The organism is Actinospineispora acaciae DSM 45401 (assembly GCF_000620785.1).
Lineage (GTDB): Bacteria > Actinomycetota > Actinomycetes > Mycobacteriales > Pseudonocardiaceae > Pseudonocardia > Pseudonocardia acaciae.
The window spans coordinates 606,934-624,768 of record NZ_JIAI01000002.1; the positions used below are offsets into that span (position 1 = coordinate 606,934).

Annotated in this window: 20 protein-coding genes; 11 read left to right on the top strand and 9 right to left on the bottom strand. The window is 73.6% G+C overall.

Features of this window, described 5'->3' with window-relative positions:
* Nucleotides 1-60: 60 nt before the first annotated feature.
* Together N912_RS51435 and N912_RS0112525 are read left to right on the top strand one after the other, a co-directional pair.
* Entirely contained in the window at nucleotides 61-921 is an 861-nt protein-coding gene (locus N912_RS51435) for a helix-turn-helix transcriptional regulator (protein WP_037064271.1), read from the top strand.
* Complete coding sequence (locus tag N912_RS0112525) at nucleotides 918-1,295, top strand: MmcQ/YjbR family DNA-binding protein (protein WP_051580102.1); 378 nt, start codon at nucleotides 918-920, stop codon at nucleotides 1,293-1,295. The genes N912_RS51435 and N912_RS0112525 overlap by 4 nt, the downstream gene beginning before the upstream one ends.
* Before the next feature lie 161 nt (nucleotides 1,296-1,456).
* Here N912_RS0112525 and N912_RS0112535 read toward each other — a convergent pair whose 3' ends face one another.
* Nucleotides 1,457-3,007, bottom strand: a complete 1,551-nt coding sequence (locus N912_RS0112535; RefSeq protein WP_028922702.1) for a multicopper oxidase family protein — start codon at nucleotides 3,005-3,007, stop codon at nucleotides 1,457-1,459.
* Nucleotides 3,004-3,408 carry a hypothetical protein gene (locus tag N912_RS60250; RefSeq protein WP_156993468.1) on the bottom strand — a complete coding sequence of 135 codons (405 nt, stop codon included), beginning with the start codon at nucleotides 3,406-3,408 and terminating at the stop codon, nucleotides 3,004-3,006. The genes N912_RS0112535 and N912_RS60250 overlap by 4 nt, the downstream gene beginning before the upstream one ends.
* Nucleotides 3,409-3,495: 87 nt before the next feature.
* Between N912_RS60250 and N912_RS0112545 the strand changes: the two genes are divergently transcribed.
* The gene (locus N912_RS0112545; RefSeq protein WP_028922703.1) at nucleotides 3,496-3,837 is read left to right on the top strand and encodes a PadR family transcriptional regulator; all 342 of its coding nucleotides are present in this window, start codon (nucleotides 3,496-3,498) and stop codon (nucleotides 3,835-3,837) included.
* Nucleotides 3,834-4,505, top strand: a complete 672-nt coding sequence (locus tag N912_RS60255) for a permease prefix domain 1-containing protein (protein WP_156993471.1) — start codon at nucleotides 3,834-3,836, stop codon at nucleotides 4,503-4,505. The genes N912_RS0112545 and N912_RS60255 overlap by 4 nt, the downstream gene beginning before the upstream one ends.
* On the opposite strand, the gene dapA is transcribed toward N912_RS60255, so the two are convergent.
* Nucleotides 4,495-5,361: a 4-hydroxy-tetrahydrodipicolinate synthase gene (dapA, locus tag N912_RS0112555; protein WP_028922704.1), complete on the bottom strand. Its 867-nt coding sequence runs from the start codon at nucleotides 5,359-5,361 to the stop codon at nucleotides 4,495-4,497. The genes N912_RS60255 and dapA overlap by 11 nt on opposite strands.
* A gap of 118 nt (nucleotides 5,362-5,479) precedes the next feature.
* Between dapA and N912_RS0112560 the strand changes: the two genes are divergently transcribed.
* Together N912_RS0112560 and N912_RS0112565 are read left to right on the top strand one after the other, a co-directional pair.
* On the top strand, nucleotides 5,480-6,637 hold the full coding sequence (locus N912_RS0112560) for a serine hydrolase domain-containing protein (RefSeq protein ID WP_028922705.1): 1,158 nt from the start codon (nucleotides 5,480-5,482) through the stop codon (nucleotides 6,635-6,637).
* A 48-nt stretch (nucleotides 6,638-6,685) separates the two neighbouring features.
* Entirely contained in the window at nucleotides 6,686-7,525 is an 840-nt protein-coding gene (locus tag N912_RS0112565; RefSeq protein ID WP_028922706.1) for a fumarylacetoacetate hydrolase family protein, read from the top strand.
* A gap of 4 nt (nucleotides 7,526-7,529) precedes the next feature.
* Here N912_RS0112565 and N912_RS0112570 read toward each other — a convergent pair whose 3' ends face one another.
* The 3 genes from N912_RS0112570 to N912_RS0112580 form a co-directional block, all read right to left on the bottom strand.
* Nucleotides 7,530-8,297 carry a hypothetical protein gene (locus N912_RS0112570; protein ID WP_028922707.1) on the bottom strand — a complete coding sequence of 256 codons (768 nt, stop codon included), beginning with the start codon at nucleotides 8,295-8,297 and terminating at the stop codon, nucleotides 7,530-7,532.
* Between the two features lie 4 nt (nucleotides 8,298-8,301).
* Entirely contained in the window at nucleotides 8,302-8,463 is a 162-nt protein-coding gene (locus tag N912_RS63430) for a hypothetical protein (RefSeq protein WP_156993474.1), read from the bottom strand.
* Between the two features lie 173 nt (nucleotides 8,464-8,636).
* Nucleotides 8,637-10,139 (bottom strand): ArnT family glycosyltransferase, encoded by a 1,503-nt coding sequence (locus tag N912_RS0112580; RefSeq protein WP_245645260.1) that lies wholly within the window; start codon nucleotides 10,137-10,139, stop codon nucleotides 8,637-8,639.
* A gap of 220 nt (nucleotides 10,140-10,359) precedes the next feature.
* Here N912_RS0112580 and N912_RS51450 point away from each other — a divergent pair, with 220 nt between their 5' ends.
* Nucleotides 10,360-11,664, top strand: coding sequence for a sensor histidine kinase (locus N912_RS51450; protein WP_064745244.1), 1,305 nt, complete (start codon nucleotides 10,360-10,362; stop codon nucleotides 11,662-11,664).
* Nucleotides 11,661-12,311 carry a response regulator gene (locus N912_RS0112590; RefSeq protein WP_028922709.1) on the top strand — a complete coding sequence of 217 codons (651 nt, stop codon included), beginning with the start codon at nucleotides 11,661-11,663 and terminating at the stop codon, nucleotides 12,309-12,311. Before N912_RS51450 ends, N912_RS0112590 begins: the two co-directional genes overlap by 4 nt.
* Nucleotides 12,312-12,324: 13 nt before the next feature.
* Here N912_RS0112590 and N912_RS51455 read toward each other — a convergent pair whose 3' ends face one another.
* A complete protein-coding gene (locus N912_RS51455; RefSeq protein ID WP_169747872.1) occupies nucleotides 12,325-13,104 on the bottom strand; it encodes a DUF4097 family beta strand repeat-containing protein in 780 nt (259 codons plus the stop codon).
* An 85-nt stretch (nucleotides 13,105-13,189) separates the two neighbouring features.
* Between N912_RS51455 and N912_RS0112600 the strand changes: the two genes are divergently transcribed.
* The 3 genes from N912_RS0112600 (at nucleotide 13,190) to N912_RS0112610 (ending at nucleotide 15,742) form a co-directional block, all read left to right on the top strand.
* Nucleotides 13,190-14,119 carry a redoxin domain-containing protein gene (locus N912_RS0112600; RefSeq protein WP_211261223.1) on the top strand — a complete coding sequence of 310 codons (930 nt, stop codon included), beginning with the start codon at nucleotides 13,190-13,192 and terminating at the stop codon, nucleotides 14,117-14,119.
* 112 nt (nucleotides 14,120-14,231) lie between these two features.
* Entirely contained in the window at nucleotides 14,232-14,960 is a 729-nt protein-coding gene (gene npdG, locus N912_RS0112605; protein ID WP_037064275.1) for an NADPH-dependent F420 reductase, read from the top strand.
* A 2-nt stretch (nucleotides 14,961-14,962) separates the two neighbouring features.
* Nucleotides 14,963-15,742, top strand: a complete 780-nt coding sequence (locus N912_RS0112610; protein WP_028922713.1) for a helical backbone metal receptor — start codon at nucleotides 14,963-14,965, stop codon at nucleotides 15,740-15,742.
* On the opposite strand, the gene pip is transcribed toward N912_RS0112610, so the two are convergent.
* The gene (gene pip, locus N912_RS0112615) at nucleotides 15,739-16,728 is read right to left on the bottom strand and encodes a prolyl aminopeptidase (protein WP_211261224.1); all 990 of its coding nucleotides are present in this window, start codon (nucleotides 16,726-16,728) and stop codon (nucleotides 15,739-15,741) included. The genes N912_RS0112610 and pip overlap by 4 nt on opposite strands.
* 86 nt (nucleotides 16,729-16,814) lie before the next feature.
* The gene (gene panB, locus N912_RS0112620) at nucleotides 16,815-17,684 is read right to left on the bottom strand and encodes a 3-methyl-2-oxobutanoate hydroxymethyltransferase (protein ID WP_028922715.1); all 870 of its coding nucleotides are present in this window, start codon (nucleotides 17,682-17,684) and stop codon (nucleotides 16,815-16,817) included.
* Nucleotides 17,685-17,835: the final 151 nt, after the last annotated feature.

Here is a 17,835-nt window from a genome sequence, read left to right on the forward strand (position 1 = left end):
GGTCCTGGCCGTACCACCCAAGCCCTTGAACGCCGCGCGCCGGCCGGCGAGGCTGGCCGGGTGCCCACCCGAACGGAGCTGAGCCACTTCCTGCGGTCCCGCCGGGGCCGGATCCGTCCCGAGGACGTCGGCCTGGCCGCCACCGGCCGCCGCCGCACGCCCGGGCTGCGCCGCCCGGAGCTCGCCCACCTCGCCGGCATCAGCGCGGACTACTACGTCCGGCTCGAACAGGGGCGCGGAGTCCGGCCCTCGACCGGCGTGCTGGAGTCGCTGGCCGCCGCGCTCGGGCTCAGCGACGACGAGCGCGACCACCTGTTCACCCTGGCCAGGGACGAGCCCGCGCCGCGCCGGGCCGGCCACCGCGAGCACGTCCGGCCCAGCGTGCACCGGCTGCTGCAGCTGCTCAACCCGACGACCCCCGCGTTCGTGGTGGGCCGGCGGCTGCAGGTGCTCGCCTGGAACGGCATGGCCGCCGCGCTGATCACCGACTTCGACGCCTGCCCGGCCGGCGAGCGCAACATCGTGCGGCACGGGTTCCGCGATCCGGCCGCCCGCCGGCTGTACGTCCGCTGGGAGGAGATGGCCAGGACGGAGCTGGCGCACCTGCGGGTCGCCGCCGGCCGCTACCCGGACGACCCGGTGATCACCGCGCTGGTGGACGAACTGCGCGCCACCAGCGCCGAGTTCCGGCTGTGGTGGGCCTGCCACGACGTCGAGGGCAGGGGCCACGGCCGCAAGGAGCTGGACCACCCGCTGGTCGGGCGCCTGACCCTGGACTACGAGTCGCTGGCCGTGCCCGGCGCGCCGGACCAGCACCTGGTCACCTACACCGCCCCCGCCGGCAGCCCGTCGGCGGCCGGCCTGGACCACCTCGCCTGCCTGACCGGCAACCGCCAGCGGCCTGCGAGGATGCACCGATGAGCGAGTCCGACCCCGTGCTGGACGGCGCGCTGGGCAGGTTGCGCGCGCTGTGCATGGCGCTGCCGGAGGCCACCGAGCGGCTCAGCCACGGCGAGCCGACCTGGTTCGTGCGCGGCAGGAAGGTGTTCGTGATGTTCGCCGGCCGCCACCACGACGACCGGGTGGCGTTCTGGTGCAAGGCCAACGCCGAGGACCGCGACGCGCTGGTCGCCGAGGACGGCGGCCGCTTCTTCGTGCCTCCCTACGTCGGTGTCCGGGGTTGGCTGGGGGTGTACCTGGACGTCGGCACGGTGGACTGGACGGAGGTCGACGAGATCGTCCGGGACGCCTACCGGCTGATCGCCCCGAAGAAGCTGGCCGCCCTGCTCGACTAGGCCGTGCTTAAGAAGTCCAGGGCGATGGGCTTCGTGATCCAGGTGGCTCATGGCAAGGCGGAGGTGAGCCCGGGTACCGGGGTTGTACCCGGGCTTGCCTCCAACGCCGCCAGGGGCCGCCTGGGCGCGAAGACCGCGATCAGGGGCTTCTTAAACATGGCCTAGGCGCCGGCCCCGGTCGGGGCGATGACGCACATCATGGCCATGTCCTCGTGTTCGAGGTTGTGGCAGTGCATGACGTAGCGGCCGGGATAGTCGGTGAACCGCACGGCCAGCGTGACCTGCTCGGCGGGGCGCAGGTCCACGGTGTCCTTCCAGCCGGTGTCGCCGGGGCCGGGACCGTGGGCGCCCCTCCCGACCACCTGGAACGGATCCAGGTGCAGGTGCACGGGGTGGTGCAGGTCGGAGTAGACCCGCCACAGCTCCACCTCGCCGAGCGCCGGCGCGGCGTCGGTCCTGGCCGGGTCGAAGCGCTGGCCGTTGATCATCCAGTTGGTGTCGGTGCCCCGGCCGGGCTTCGGGACCGCGCCCCGGGTGATCTGCCAGTCCCGGCGCACCGCCCCCTCGGCGGGGCGGAGCTGCTCGATCTCGGTGAGCTGGCGCGGCACCGACGAGTCGTCGCGGGCGCGCCGGGCCACCCGGAAGCGCATGACCAGCCCGGCCGGCCCGGTCTCCAGCCGGTTGACCAGCGTCACCTCGGTGCCGACCGGGTACTCGGCGAAGTCGACCACCATGTCGAACCGCTCGCCGGGCGCGATGTCGAACTCGACGTGCCGCATCGGGCGGGCGAGCAGGCCGCCGTCGGACCCGATCTGGGTGAACCGTCCGCCGGGCTCCAGCGCGAGCCGGTAGCGGCGGGCGTTCGAGGCGTTGAGCAGGCGCAGCCGGTAGCGGGCCGCGTCCACCTCGGCGACCGGCCAGGGCGCGCCGTTGACCAGGATCACGTCGCCGAGCACGCCCTCCATCCAGGCAGGCTCCACCCCCGGGACGGCACGCAGCGACGGGTCCACCGAGGGGTAGCTGAACTGGCCGTCGGCGGTGAACGCGCGGTCGCAGATGAGCAGCGGCAGCTCACGGTCGCCGCGCGGCAGCGGCAGCGCGTCCTCCTCGGCGTCGCGGACCAGGTGGAACCCGGCCAGTCCCCGGTAGACCTGCGGGCCGGTGAAGTCCATCCGGTGGTCGTGGTACCAGAGCGTGGCGGCCCGCTGCCGCATCGGGTAGGCGTACTCCCGGCTGCCGACCCTCAGGTCGCCGGGCATCGAGTGCCCGGTGGGCCGCCAGCCGGGCGGCACCACCAGGTCCAGCGGCCAGCCGTCGCTGTCGTGCGGGGTGTGCCCGCCGTGCAGGTGGGTGGCCGTCGGCACCGGCAGCCGGTTGTGGTGCGTCACGGTGACCGGCTCCCCGGACCGGGTCTCCACCGTCGGGCCGGGAAAGACGCCGTCGTAGCCCAGGATCCGGGTGCGCCGGCCGGGCAGGATCTCCACCTCGGCCACCCGCTGCACGATGTCGATGCGCCCGTTCACCGGCCGGCGGACCGGCGGGACGGGCAGCGGCACGGTGAACGGTTCGGGCAGCGGCACGGCGCTGCGCACCAGGGCGGCGGTCTGGCCGGGCGGGTTGCCGGACCCGAGCAGCGCGTAGCCGCCCAGCCCGGCGACCGCCGCCGCGCCGCCGGCCAACCCCAGGAACCGCCGCCGGTTCGGCCGGCTCACCGGGACGCACCCGGGCGCCAGGCGGCGACGACCATCGCGCTGGTCGCGGCCACCAGCGCTATCCCCAGCGCCACGTGCAGCGGGACGATGCGCTCGAACCCGGACCGGAACTGCAGCACCGTTCCCCCGAGCAACGCGACCGACACCGGGACCGGCCACAACCGGCCCCCGGCGATCCAGTGGACCAGCGCCGCCAGGAGCACCGCCGCCGCCGCGTAGGCCACGAAGGCGGCGTTCTGGGAGTGCTGCTTGAGCGCGGTGAAGTCCCCGCCGATGTACCGGCTGGCGAGCAGCCCCTGGCCGAGCACGGTGATCAGCAGCACCGCGACCCCGACGCGCAGCGCCCACAGCGCGGCTCGGGCGACCTGGGACCTGGTCGATCGTGCCTGGTTAACCGTCATGTCCGGCAACCTATATGTAGACAGTCTGCGTATACATCGATATTTCCGCTGACCGACCCACACGCCTGACAGATAGACTCCCTACCTATGAAACCGGACGGCGTGCGCGGGCACCTGGACGCGCTGATCCTGGCCGTGCTCGAGCGGGGGCCGCTGCACGGCTACGCGGTGATCGAAGCGCTGCAACGGCGCAGCGGCGGCGCGCTGGACCTGCCCACCGGCACCGTCTACCCGGCGCTGCGCCGGCTGGAGGCGTCCAGGTGGATCTCCGGCAGCTGGAGCACGGTCGGCGGCCGCCGTCGCCGCACCTACCAGCTGACCAGGGCGGGCCGGCACGCGCTGTCCGGCCAGCGCGCCGAGTGGCGGGAGTTCCACCGGGTCATCGACGGGTTCCTCGGGGGTGACCGGTGGCAGGTGCCCGCGCCGTGACGCCGGACCCGGTCGAGGACCTGCTCACCGATCTCGACGCCGAGCTTCTCGGCCCGCGCCGGGAACGCCGCACCCTGATCGCCGAGGCCCGCGACGGCCTGTCCGACGCCGTGTCCGGCTACCTGGGCGCGGGGATGACGCTCGTCGAGGCGAAGGCGCGCGCCGCGGCCGACTTCGGCACCGTCCCCCAGCTGCGCGACGCCTACCAGGATGTGCTGGTCCGCGCGCTGGGGCGCCGGCTGCTGCTGCCGCTGGTCGCGATGGGCTTCGGGAGCCCGCTGTGGGACCTGATGTTCGCCACCTCGGGATCGGCCGACCGCCCGGCCGGGCCGGCGTGGCTGTGCTCGGTCCACGACGTGGTGAACGGCGGCGCGGTGCTGGTCGCCGCCGTCGGCTGGGTGTTGCTCCGGCTGGCGGCCAGGCGCGGCCGCTCGCCCCGGGCCGTGGTGCTCGGCCTGGCGGGGAGCTGCGCGTTCGCCGTGCTGGCGCACCTGGTGGCCGCGGCGGCACTGCTGCTGCCCCAGCTGCCGTTCGTGCGACGGGTGGCGCTGGAGGCGCCGCTGGCACCGGTGGTGGTGCTGATGTGCGCCTCGGTGTGCGTGCTGGCGGTGCGGACGACGCTGTACGCCGGCTCCGTCTGCCGGCCGGGACGCGGGCTCAGCCGGTGACGCCGGCCGGGGTCGGTGAGAGCAGGCCGACGCTCTCCAGCGCGGCGCGGACCGCCGCCGTCTCGGCCTCGTCGGCGGCCACCAGCGGCAGCCGCAGGCCGCCGACGCGGTGTCCGAGCAGGTTCAGCGCCGCCTTGACCGAGACCGGGTTGGTCACGCTCATCGCCCGGTAGACAGCCTGCAGCGAGGCGTCGATCTCGGCGCGGCGCGCCGGCTCGTCCACCATCCGGTGCATCTGCTCGCCGATCACATGGCTGGCTACCAGGATGCCGCCGCAGCCGCCCAGGTCCAGGGTGCGGGCGAAGATCTCGTCGTTGCCCGCGTACAGGCCCAGCCCGTCCACCTGCGCCAGGTTGGCGTTGTTGGCCTGCTTGACGTAGTCGATGCGCTCGATCTGGGCCAGCTCGGCGAGCAGGTCGTTGGGCAGGTCGATGACCACCCGGGACGGGATGTTGTACAGCACGATCGGCTTGTCGGTGGCCGCCGAGACCTCGCGGTAGTGGGTGAGGATGCCGCGCCGGTTGGGCTTGTTGTAGTACGGGGTCACCGACAGCACCGCGTCCACGCCCAGCCCGGTGGCCTTCTCGGTGAGGTGGCAGGCGTGCCGGGTGTTGTTCGAGCCGGTGCCGGCCACGATCGTGGCGCCCGGCGGGCGGTGCCGGCAGGCCAGCTCGATCACCCGCAGGTGCTCGTCGTCGTCCAGGGTGGAGGCCTCGCCGGTGGTCCCGCAGACCACGAAGCCGTCCGAGCCGTGCGCGGCCAGGTGGTGCATGAGATCGACGAACGCCTCCTCGTCGACGGCGAGGTTGTCGTCGAACGGGGTGACGATCGCGGTGAGGACGGAACCGAGCGACATGCTGCACAGCTTCCCTCGCGCCGGCCAGGAAGTCGAGTGGCCACGGACCTGTTGACCCGGGGATTCTCCAAAGGCCATGGTGGGACGCGTCACACGCCGGGACCCCGGGAGGCCAGCCATGTCCACAGCCGCCGTCGACCAGGTGCTCGCCCTGGCGGTCGCCGCCGGTGACGTCCCGAACGCGACGGCCGTGGCCGCCGACCGCGACGGCGTGATCTACGAGGGTTCCGCGGGCCCGCGCGCGGTCGGCCAGGACGACCCGGTCGGGCCGGACAGCATGTTCCGGATCGCGTCCCAGACCAAGATGGTGGTCACCGTCGCCGCGCTGCAGCAGGTGGAGCGGGGGAACCTGGAGCTGGACGCCCCGGTGGACACCTACCTGCCCGAGTTCGCCGACCTGCGGGTCCTGGAGGGCTTCGACGGGGACACCCCGAAGCTGCGCCCGGCCGGCGCGCGGGCCACCGTGCGCCACCTGGTCACCCACACCACCGGGCTGGGCTACGACTTCTTCAGCGCCGACGTCCGGCGCTGGCAGGAGGTGACCGGGACCCGGGGCGTGAACTCGGGCTCGATGGAGGTGTTCACCGCGCCGCTGACCTGCGACCCCGGGACCCGGTTCGAGTACGGCATCAACAGCGACTGGCTGGGCCGGGTGGTGGAGGCGGCCAGCGGCCAGTCGCTGGACGCCTACCTGGACGTCAACGTCCTCGGGCCGCTGGGCATGCACAACACCACGTTCCTGATGACCGAGGAGCAGCGGGCGAACTCGGTGCCGGTGCACATGCGCGGCGAGGACGGCGCCTGGCAGGCCACCGGGGTGGACTGGAGCCAGAGCCCGCAGTGGTGGGCCGGCGGGCACGGGCTGTACGCCACGCCGCGCGACTACCTGGCGTTCCAGCGGATGCTGCTCGGCGGCGGCACCCTCGGCGACGCGAGGATCCTGGAGCCGGCGACCGTGGCGGCGGCGTTCACCAACCAGATCGGCTCGCTGGACTTCCCGGCCTCGATCCCCACCGCCGACCCCGTCACCACCTGCGAGGTCAACCTCGGCCCCGGGCTGAAGTGGGGGTACGGGCTGCTGCTGAACACCGAGCGGGCACCGGGCATGCGCGCGGCCGGCAGCGGGGCATGGGCCGGCATCTTCAACACGCACTACTGGGTGGACCCCACCAGCGGCATCACCGCCGCGATCTACACCCAGACGCTGCCGTTCGTCGACCCCGGCGCGCTGCGGATGTACCTGGACTTCGAGCGGGCGCTCTACGCGTCGCTGTGACGGGCGCGCCCGGGTAGGTTGAGCGCGGACTCACTTCCGGGAGGGACATTGAAGCTGGCGACCGTTCGGACCCAGGCAGGCACCCGCGCGGTGCGGTTGGACGCGGATCGCGCGGTGCAGACCGGCCACGCCGACGTCGGCGAGCTGCTGCGGCACCCGGACTGGCGGGACCTGGCGACGGCCGCCGACGGGGCGGAGCACGCCCTGGACGGGCTGGACTACGCCCCGCTGGTGCCCGCGCCAGAGAAGATCATCTGCGTCGGGCTGAACTACCGCGACCACATCCAGGAGACCGGCCGTACGCCGCCGGAGTACCCGACGCTGTTCGCCAAGTTCCCGCCCACGCTGGTCGGCGCCTATGACGACGTGCTGCTACCGGCGGCGTCCGACCAGGTGGACTGGGAGGCCGAGCTCGCGGTGGTGGTCGGCGCGCCGGCCCGTCACGTGTCGGCGGCCGAGGCGGTGGCCGCGATCGCCGGCTTCAGCGTGCTCAACGACGTCTCGGTGCGCGACTACCAGTACCGGACGCTGCAGTGGCTGCAGGGCAAGATGTTCGAGGCCACCACGCCGCTCGGCCCGGCGCTGGTCACTCCGGACGAGGTCGACGGGGGGACCGCGATCGACGCGGAGATCACCACCGAGGTGGACGGCGAGGTGCTGCAGCGCTCGACCACCGGGCAGCTCGTTTTCGACCCCGCCGCGCTGGTCGCCTACGTCTCGGAGATCATCACGTTGCGCCCTGGCGACGTGATCGCGACGGGCACCCCCGGCGGCGTCGGCCACGCCCGCACGCCACCCAGGCACCTGTCCGACGGCAACGTGCTCACCACCCGGATCGCCGGCGTCGGCGAGTGCCGCAACGTCTGCCGCAAGGAGAAGCTGTCCTAAGCCGTCACCGGTCGGTGAGCCGGCCCAGCTGTCGCTGCACCTCGTCCAGCCGGGCCTGCAGCAGCGCCACCTCGGCGGTGAGCAACGGGATCAGGGCATCCCGGTCGGCGTCGCTCTCGACGGTCGCGGGGGCGGCCGCGCTGTCCGGCGCCGCCTCGGCGGGCTGAACCGGAGGCGAGGCCCCGCCCAGGTCGAACGGTCGCACCGGGTCGTACGGGCGGTTCGTCTCGTCCTCGGCGACCGGGGTGCCGCCGAGCAGCTTGGAGAAGCCCTCCAGGGCGAGCCCCGGGCGCGGGCTGGCGCACGCCGTGCACACCGCGACCAGCCGCCGCCACCCCATCGAGCCGGCGCCGGTCTCCACGAACACCGTCGCCGCGTGCCCGCACCCGCACCTGCCGACCCGCACCCTGGTGACCCGCTGCCGGGCGTAGCGCAGCCCCCGCTCGTAGCGCAGGAACCGCCCGGACACCGCGACCTCCAGCAGCACCGCGTACCGGTAGTCCGGGTCGCAGGCCAGCGCCCGGGCGTCGTCGAGGGTGTGCACGCAGTAGAAGCCGCAGTCACACCACCGAGACGGGCTGCGATGTCGCCCGCCCTGGGCGCACTCGGCGTCGGCCCGTACCCCGTACACGCTCGCCCGGCCGAGGGTCACCCCGCTGAACCCCGCGCGGCCACCGTCCGCCGAGATCATCGGGTGTGCCAGCTTGTACCCGCGCAGCGGCGTGGTCAGCTGTTCCTTCGGGGTGCGCCGGACGGGCGACCAGCCCGCCATCGGGCTAGGCCTTGGCGTGTGCGACGGCCGGTTCGGCCGGCGACTCCACCCGCGTGGTCGGCACGGACGCGGCCGGCGTGGTCTTCTCGACCGCCTCGACCGACTCGGTGGGCGCCTGCGGCTCCTCGATCGGCGCCTGCTCGACTACCTCGCCGACGGAAAGCATCTTTCCGAGCCTCATCCCGGCCTCCCAGGTGCAGCGTGCGTGCTCGTTCCTTCAAGGCTGACTCGACGAGCCGCCGATGTCCAGAGCATAGGGCGTGTCCGTCCCCCATGAGGATCACCGGCCCCGCCCGACCGGCCTAGCGGTGTCACCGTGAGAGATGGCTCAGAGGTGGCTCAGAGGTGGCGCAGCGCCGGCCAGATCCGCGCCCAGGAGTCGCGGCGGTCGGTGGCCAGCCAGATCGGCGTGCCGTCCAGCGGGGTGCGGGCTCCGAGCGCCGAGGTGTCCACGGTTGCCAGCCGCCGCACGGCGCCGAAGTACGGCCGGATCGCCGAGGGGTCGCCGACGAACAGCACCGCGTCTGACCCGTCATCCCTGGGGGAGCCGAAGTACCAGTACCCCCGGTGCCCGCTGTACACCTCGGGCAGGCCCCGCGCCGGTCCGAACCTGTCCAGCGCGGCCGCCTCCCGGTAGTTCTCGGTGACGATCACCAGGCCCGGCCACGCCGAGCTCGGCACCGTCAGGTAGGCGTCGGCCACGGTGTCCGCGAGCTCCGGCCAGCCGACCTCGCCGAGCCGTGGGCTGGGGCCCACCAGCGGCCGGTCGTGGTCCAGCCAGGAGACCGGGCCGACCGGCAGCACGGGCAGCGCCAGCAGCGCGGACAGCGCGAGCACCGGCCAGCGCGGCACCCACCGGAACAGCCGGGGCAGCCGCCCGCGCTCCACCTCGACCGCCGCCGCCGCCCACAGCACCGGGAACATCCCTGCCACGTAGTACGCCCGCCCGTCGGCCAGCACGAACAGCCCGGTGACCCCGATCGCTGTCCAGCCGAGGAAGGCGTACGGGCGCAGCTCCGGCGCCCGCAGCAGCCGCGCCGCCCCGTAGCAGGCCCCGAGCGCGCCGGCCCCGATCCCGGCGCACACCAGCACCAGCGGCAGGAACGTCGACGCCCCGCCCAGCGCCTCCTGCTCGGCGGCGAGCCGGCCGTTCAGGGCCAGCTGCGGCCAGCCGTGCCGGGCCTGCCACACCAGCACGGGCACGGCGGTGACCAGGGCGAACCCGCCGGCCAGCCACAGCCGTGGGCGGGCGCCCAGCTCGCGAGGCCCCACGGTGAGCACGGCGACCACCACGACCGCCCAGAACGCCGCGATCAGGTACCTGGCCTGCAGCCCGACGGCGGTCACCAGGCCGAGCCAGAGCAGCAGCCGGTCGTCCCTGGTGCGCACCCAGCGGGCCAGCAGCCAGGTGCACACCGCCCACAGGAACGCGTCCACGGTCGGGGCGGACAGCAGATGCCCGGCGCCGAGCGTGAACGCCGAGCCGGCGTACACGGCGGCGGCCAGCACCTGGGCGTACCGCGCGCCACCCAGCTCGCGGGCGGTCAGCGCGGTCACCACCACCCCGGCCGAGGTGACCACCGCGGCCGGCAGCCGCAGGCCGACCAGCGAGCCGCCGGTCACCGCGTCCATGGCACGGGCGAGCAGCGGCAGCAGCGGCGGCAGGTCCGCGTAGGCCCAGTCCGGATGGTCGCCGGCGGCGAGCAGGTACAGCTCGTCGCCGAAGTAGCCGTAGCGCCAGCTCACCGCGAGCAGGACCGCGCCCACCGCGCCGGCGAGCGCCAGGACAGGCCGGACGGCCAGCGGGGCGACCGACTCGCCCGCGCTCCGGCCCGCCGTCAAGCCCGCTTGCATGTAACTGTGCCCCCTACGACCCTTCCCAGGACCTGTATTGCATCTCGTGGCCGACGCCGACGGGAGCGCGAGAGGTGGGAAGCGAGCGCGCCGAAGGTGGGCCTCGACGGCGCTGTACTGCGACTTTCGTCGCATAGCGGATGGCCAACGAAGGTGTTTGCCCTGGTTCGGCGGGCGCGGCCGGGATCGGTGAGTACCGTGCATACGCGTGGAGCACTCGAACCCGGCCCGGTGGTGGGCCGGGCTGCGGACATCGCGGCGCGAACTGATCTTCGACGCGGTGATGGTGCTGCTCGTCGAGGCCTTCCTGGTGATGGTGCTCTGGGAGCTGCTGGTCCAGCACGGCCCGTGGGGCCTGGTGATCCAGGCGGTGCTCGCGGCGACCCTGCTGTTCCGCCGCTCGGCGCCGCTGACCGTGCTGACGTTGATGCTGCTGAGCACCATCGCGCTGATCCCGGTCGGGCAGTGGTGGCCCAACCTGATGCTGTCCATGATCGGGGACATCAACCAGGGCTGGCTGGTGCTCGCGGTGCCGTTCGCCGCCTACGCCGCGCTGGTCTACAGCAGCGACCGGCGGCGCGCCTGGATCATGAGCGGCGCGATCATGGTGGTGGCCACCCGGCCGTGGGACCCGGCGGTGTTCGAACGCACCGTCGGCGTCGTCATCGTCGTCGGGCTGCCCGCGCTGCTGGGCAACTACGTGGCCAGCCTGAACGAGCGGGTGGAGCGCGCCGAGCGCGAGCAGCACCGGCTGGCCGAGCAGGCCAGGGTGGAGGAACGGGTCCGGCTGGCCGCCGAGATGCACGACGTGGTCACCCACCGGGTGAGCCTGATGGTGCTGCAGGCCGGCGCCCTGGGCGTGACCGCCACCGACGCCGAGACCAGGGCCGCCGCCGAGGACCTGCGCGCCGCCGGCTGCCAGGCGCTGGAGGAGCTGCGCGACCTGGTCGGGGTGTTGCGCGCGGCGCCGGAGGACGCGGTGGAGGACGTCGCGGTGGCCCGCGCCGGCGGCCAGGCCGGCGCGCCGGACTTCGCCGAGCTGCTCACCGAGTCCGAGTCGATCGGCGTGTCCGTCGAGCTGGACCAGCGGGGCAACCCGGCGATCGCGTCCCCGGTGGTCGGCCGCACCGCCTACCGGATCGTGCAGGAGGCGCTGACCAACGTCCGCAAGCACGCGCCCGGCGCCACCGCCAAGGTGACCATGGACTACCAGTCCGACCGGGTCCGGCTGACCGTCCGCAACAGCGCCCCCGAACGGCAGGTGGACGAGAGCCTCACCGCCAGCGGCTCCGGCACCGGCCTGCTCGGGCTGCGCCAGCGCGTCGAGCTGGTCAGCGGAACATTGCATGCCGGCCCGACCGAGGACGGCGGCTTCGAGGTGGACGCGACGCTGCCGTCCTACGTGCCGACCCGCGAGGAGCCGGCCCGGTCCGGCGCCCGCGCGCACCGGGTGCGCAACGGGCCGGCGAACGGCGCCCCGGCGTGGGCGCACCCAGCGCGGAGGGATGCATGATCCGGGTCATCGTGGTCGACGACGAGCCGATGGTGTGCGCGCACCTGCGCACCATCCTGGGCTCGGCGCCGGACATCGAGGTGGTGGAGGCCGCCCACGACGGCGCGGCCGGCGTGGAGGCGGTGGTCCGCCACCGCCCGCACGTGGTGCTGATGGACCTGCGGATGCCCGGCGTGGACGGGCTGACCGCGATCGCCCGCATCGCCGCGCTGCCCGAGCCGCCCACCGTGGTCGCGCTGACCACCTTCGACGCCGACCAGTACGTGATCCGCGCGCTGCGCGCCGGCGCCGCCGGGTTCCTGGTCAAGTCCACCCCGCCGGAGGACCTGATCGGCCTGGTCAGGGTCGCCGCCGACGGCCACACCGTGCTGTCCCCGGCCGCCGCCCGCCGCCTGGTCGCCGCGTCCTCGGACGAGCACGCCAGCCGCGACCGCGCGCTGTCGCTGATCCGCGAGCTCACCGACCGCGAGACCGACGTCCTGACCTGCCTGGGCGAGGGCCTGTCCAACGCCCAGATCGCCAAGCGGCTGTTCCTGTCCGAGACCACCGTGAAGGGCTACGTCTCGCGCATCCTGGTCAAGCTGGACTGCGAGAACCGCACCCAGGCCGGCCTGCTCGCCTACGACGCCGGCCTGGTGTCGCGGTAGCCCGTGAGCGGCGTCAGCCGTTGGTGACCTCGATGGAGCCGGCCTTCGTCTTGGCCTTGATCTTGTGCGGGGAGTTGTTGTCCCGCTGGACCTCGACCTCGGGGTGGCCGGTCTTGGACTCGGCCTGCACCGCGTAGCCGGTACCGGACGGCACCTGGATCTCCACGCCGCCGGCGTTCGACGAGGCGTCGACCAGGTCCGGCGCCTGCTTGAACTGCAGCTCGACCCCGCCGGCCCGGCTCTCCGCGGTGACCGACTTGCTGGTCAGGTCCTTGCCGTCGACGCCGCCCGCGCTGGTCTTGGCCGCCACGGTGCCCGCCGAGCCGGCCAGCTTGATGCCGCCGGCCCCGCTGGTGAGGTCCAGGTTGGTGCCGGCGGGGGCGCGGATCTCCCAGTCGACCTCGCAGCGGTAGTTCACCGGGCGCTGGTCCGGGCAGCCGGAGTTGGTCAGCGTCAGCGTGTTCCCGGCGACGTTGTGGCTGGTGGTGGGCTTGCTGTCGGTCCAGCGGAGCTTCTCGGTGACCGAGATCGGGCCGTCCGCCGCCACCACCGAGACCGAGCCGGCCCTCCCGTCCAGGCGCAGCTGGGTGACCGGGTCGTTGACCGTGTACGCGTTCTGCTCGACCTTCGAGCCGTCGTTCGACGAGGACGACGAGCTGGAGGAGCTGTTCGAGCTGGAGCTGTTCTGCGAGCTGTCCGTCGCCGGGTTGCAGGCGGCGGTGGCGAGCACGGCCAGCCCGAGCAGCGCGGCCGGCAGCCAGCGTGGGATGTGGGGGAGAGGGGAGGCGGTCACGCGCCGCATTAAACCGCGTGTGACGGCCGCCGACTTGACCCGGCCCCTCGGGGCAGGCTTTATCGTCGGTCGTTGGGAGCGGGTGATGGGCATGAAGATCGGCGAGGCGGCGGCGCGCGCGGGCGCCACCCGCAAGGCGGTGCGGTACTACGAGTCGCTGGGCCTGATCAGGCCCACCCGGCTGAGCAACGGCTACCGGGACTACAGCGAGCTGGACGTGCGCCGGGTGCACGAGGTGCGCTCGCTGAACCGGCTCGGCATCCCCGTCGAGCAGACCGGGGCGTTCCTGGAGTGCCTGGCCGAGGGCGCCGAGCACGGCGACGACTGCCCGGCCTCGCTGGCCACCTACCGGGACGTGATCGCCGAGCTGACCGAGCGCATCGCCGCGCTGACCACCAGGCGGGCCGCCCTGCTCGACCGGCTGCACGCCGCCGCCGACCGCACCGGGGAAAGGGACACCGTGACCGACCTGACCCAACTGCCCGCCGACCTGCCCGAACCCACCGACGACGGCGCCGCCGACCACCTGCCCGGCCGCCCCGCCCCGACCGCGACCCTGACCTCCACGGACGGCGAGACCATCGCGCTCGACGCGTTGGGCCCCGGCCGCACCGTGATCTACGTCTACCCCCTGACCGGCCGCCCCGGCGTCGACCTGCCGGAAGGCTGGGACACCATCCCCGGCGCCCGCGGCTGCACCACCGAGGCCTGCGACTTCCGCGACCACCACGACGAGCTGCTCGCCGCCGGGGCAAGCCGGGTCTACGGCCTGTCCAGCCAGGACACCGACTACCAGCGCGAGCTCGTGACCAGGCTGCGCCTGCCGTTCCCCATGCTCTCCGACGCCGCCCTGACCCTGGCCGCCCTCCTCCCCACCTTCCAGGCCGGCGCCCTGACCCTGTACCGCCGCCTCACCCTGGTCATCACCGACAACGTGATCGAACACGTCTTCTACCCCGTGTTCCCACCCAACGAACACGCCCGCCAAGTCCTCACTTGGCTCCGCGCGCCCTAAAACCCGCCCGCGAGTCGGGGCTCCGGGCACACTGAGTCGGGCGTTTCGGCACATCCTCAAACCCGCGACTCAGTGTGCTGAGACGCCCGACTCGCGGATGGGTTTTAAGGTGATGGGTGCGAACCGACACCTGGAGGACACCGTGACCGAACCGGCCGTGCCGGACCTGGCCAGCCTGACCATCGGAGTGCTGGGCGGCACCGGGCCGCAGGGAAAGGGGCTTGCGCTGCGGTGGGCGGTGGCCGGGCTGCGGGTGGTGATCGGGTCGCGGAGCGCGGAGCGGGCGGAGAAGGCGGCCGCGGAGTTGGCCGAGCTGGCCGTGTCGGTGAACCCGTCGGCGGAGGTCAGTGGCGCGGACAACCACGGCTGCGCGGCCGCCGCCGACCTGGTGCTGGTCGCGGTGCCGTGGGACGGTCATGACGCGCTGTTGACCTCGTTGCGGGAGCAGCTGGCCGGCAAGATCGTCATCGACTGCGTGAACCCGCTCGGGTTCGACAAGCAGGGGCCGTTCCCGTTGCGGGTGGCGGAGGGCAGCGCCGCGCAGCAGGCCGCCGCGCTGCTGCCGGAGTCCCGGGTGACCGCCGCGTTCCACCACGTGTCCGCCGTGACCCTGGCCGACCTGTCGGTGCCGAAGATCGACCTGGACGTGCTGGTGCTCGGCGAGGACCGGGCGGCAACGGATCAGGTGCGGGCGCTGGCCGACACGATCCCGGGCGTGCGGGGGGTGTACGGCGGCCGGTTGCGCAACGCCGGCCAGGTGGAGGCGCTGACCGCGAACCTGATCGCGATCAACCGGCGGTACAAGACGCACGCGGGCATTCGGATCACAGACCTGCCGTGAGCCTGGTCGACGACCTCGGCGAGCCGGTGCCCCTGCACGGGTGCCCGAACAGGGTGGTCTCGCTGGTGCCGTCGATCACCGAGGCCGTCGCGGTGAGCGTGCCCGGCGTGCTGGCCGGGGCCACCGACTACTGCACGCACCCGGCCGGGCTGGCGGTGGCCAGGGTCGGCGGGTCGAAGTACCCGAAGCTGGACGCGGTGCGCGCGGTCGGTGCGGACCTGGTGCTGGCCAACGCCGAGGAGAACCGGCGGGAGGACGTGGCGGCGCTGCGCGCGGACGGCATCCCGGTCTGGGTGACCGAGGCGGCGGCCGGCGTGCCGGCGGCACTGGCCTCGATGCGCCGGATGCTCGCCGCCGTGTTCGGGCTGGAGGGCGACCGTGAGCCGTCCTGGCTGGTTGATGCCATGGACGAGTGGTCGGATCCGGTGCCCGCGGTAACAGCCACAGCGGTGGTGCCGGTGTGGCGGCGGCCGTGGGTGGTGCTGGGCCGGGACACCTTCGCCGGTGACGTGCTCCGCCGCCTCGGCATCGCCAACGCCTATGCCGGGCATGCCGAGCGCTACCCCCGCCCGCCGCTGTCCGAGCTGCGCGGGCTGCTCGACGCCGGCCGGGCCGACCTGGTGGCACTGCCCGACGAGCCGTACCGCTTCACCGCCGAGGACGGCCCGGACGCGTTCCCCGGCGCCCGGTACGCGCTGCTGGACGGGCGGCTGCTGACCTGGTGCGGGCCGTCGCTGGCCGGCGCCCGTCGAGTGCTGGGTGACCAGCTCGCCGACGCCTAGGCGAACCGGTCGGTCGCGGTGAGCAGGGCGTCCCGGATGCCCGGTTCGTCGAACGCGTGCCCGGCGTCGTCCACCATGACCAGCTCCGAGCCGGCCCAGGCCCGGTGCAGCTCCCACGCGGTACGCGCCGGCGTGGCGATGTCGTAGCGACCCTGCACGATCACGCCGGGGATGCCGGCCAGCAGCGTCGCGTCCCGCAGCAGCTGGCCCTCGGCGAGGAACCCGGCGTGGCGCATGTAGTGGTTCTCGATGCGGGCGAACGCGAGCGCGAACTCCGGCGTGCCGAACGCGCCGACCACGTCCGGGCGGGGAACCAGCGTGATCGTGGCCCCCTCCCACACGCTCCAGGCCACCGCCGCCCGCCCGGCCACCGCCGGGTCCGGGTCGTGCAGCAGCCGGTGGTACCCGCCGATGATCGCCACGCTGCCGGCCTGGTGCAGCTCCGGCGGCAGCGGCGCCAGGAACTTCGCCCACAGGTCCGGGAACAGCGCGCTGGCCCCGCCGCCGTAGAACCAGTCCAGCTCCCAGCGGCGCAGTGTGAAGATCCCGCGCAGCACCAGCTCGGTGACCTGGTCGGGGTGCGCCTGGGCGTAGGCGAGCGCGAGCGTCGAGCCCCAGGACCCGCCGAACACCAGCCACCGCTCGACGCCCAGGTGCGCGCGCAGCAGCTCCAGGTCGGCGACCAGGTGCCCGGTGGTGTTCGCGGTCAGCGCGGCGCGCGCGGTGTCGGGGTCCGGCGAAGCGGCGTGCGGCCTGCTCCGCCCGCACCCGCGCTGGTCGACCAGGATGATCTGGTAGGCGGACGGGTCGAACGCCCGCCGGTGGAACGGCTTGCAGCCGCCCCCCGGCCCGCCGTGCAGGAACACCGCGGGCTTGCCGTCCGGGTTGCCGCAGCACTCCCAGTACAGCTCGTGGCCGTCGCCGACGGGGAGCATGCCGTGCTCGTACGGCTCGATGGGTGGGTAGGGCTCGCGCACCCCGGACATTGTGGTGTGCCGGGCTTGGGAATCTCAGCGGGGTCTCCGCGCGGGCGCGGGATCCGCCGCGCCCGCGCGGGACGTCTCTTCGAGTGTTACGAGTACGAGTGTTCGGGGTCCGGGTACATTCCGCCGCGCACCTCGGCACCGAACGTTTGCGCGGCCGTCAGCAGCACGTCACCCAGGTCGGCGTAGCGCTTGACGAACCGAGGCGTGCGGCCGCGGTTCAGCCCGGCCATGTCCTGCCAGACCAGCACCTGCGCGTCGCAGTCCGGCCCGGCGCCGATGCCCACGGTCGGGATGGCCAGCTCCGCGGTCACCCGCTTGGCCACGTCGGCGGGCACCATCTCCAGCACCACCGCGAACGCCCCGGCCTCCTGCAGCGCCAGCGCGTCGGCGATGAGGGCCTCGCCGCCCTCGCCCCGGCCCTGCACCCGGTAGCCGCCGATGGTGTGCTCGCTCTGCGGGGTGAAGCCCAGGTGCGCCATGACCGGCACGCCGGCCCCGACCAGCGCCTCGACCTGCGGCGCGAACCGTCGCCCGCCCTCCAGCTTGACCGCGTGCGCGCCGCCGTCCTTGAGGAACCTGGTGGCCGTCTCCAGCGCCTGGGCGGGGCCGATCTGGTAGCTGCCGAACGGCAGGTCGGCCACCACCAGCGCCCGGTGGGTCGCCCGCACCACGGCGCGGACCAGCGGCAACAGCTCGTCCACCGTGATCGGCAGCGTGCTGTCGTAGCCGTAGACGTTGTTGGCCGCCGAGTCGCCGACCAGCAGCACCGGGATGCCGGCCTGGTCGAAGATCTCCGCGGCGTAGGTGTCGTAGGCGGTGAGCATCGGCCACCGCTCGCCGCGCTCCTTCATCGCCCGCAGCTGGGGGATCCGGACCCGCTTGACCGGCGCGCTCGGATCGGTGCGGTAGGGCGCGAGTTGTTCGGTGTGTTCGGCGTGCGATGTGGGTGACGTCATCGTCAACCGTCCTCCCTCGAGGCCCGCACCGGCGGGTCCCCGGGTCGTTTCCGGTGTGGTGCACACAGCGTCGCACCCCGGTAGCGGAAACGGACCCCGCTGCGACGAGCCTCACAGCCTTCGATCTCCTTTTCAGGGTCTGACCTGCGGA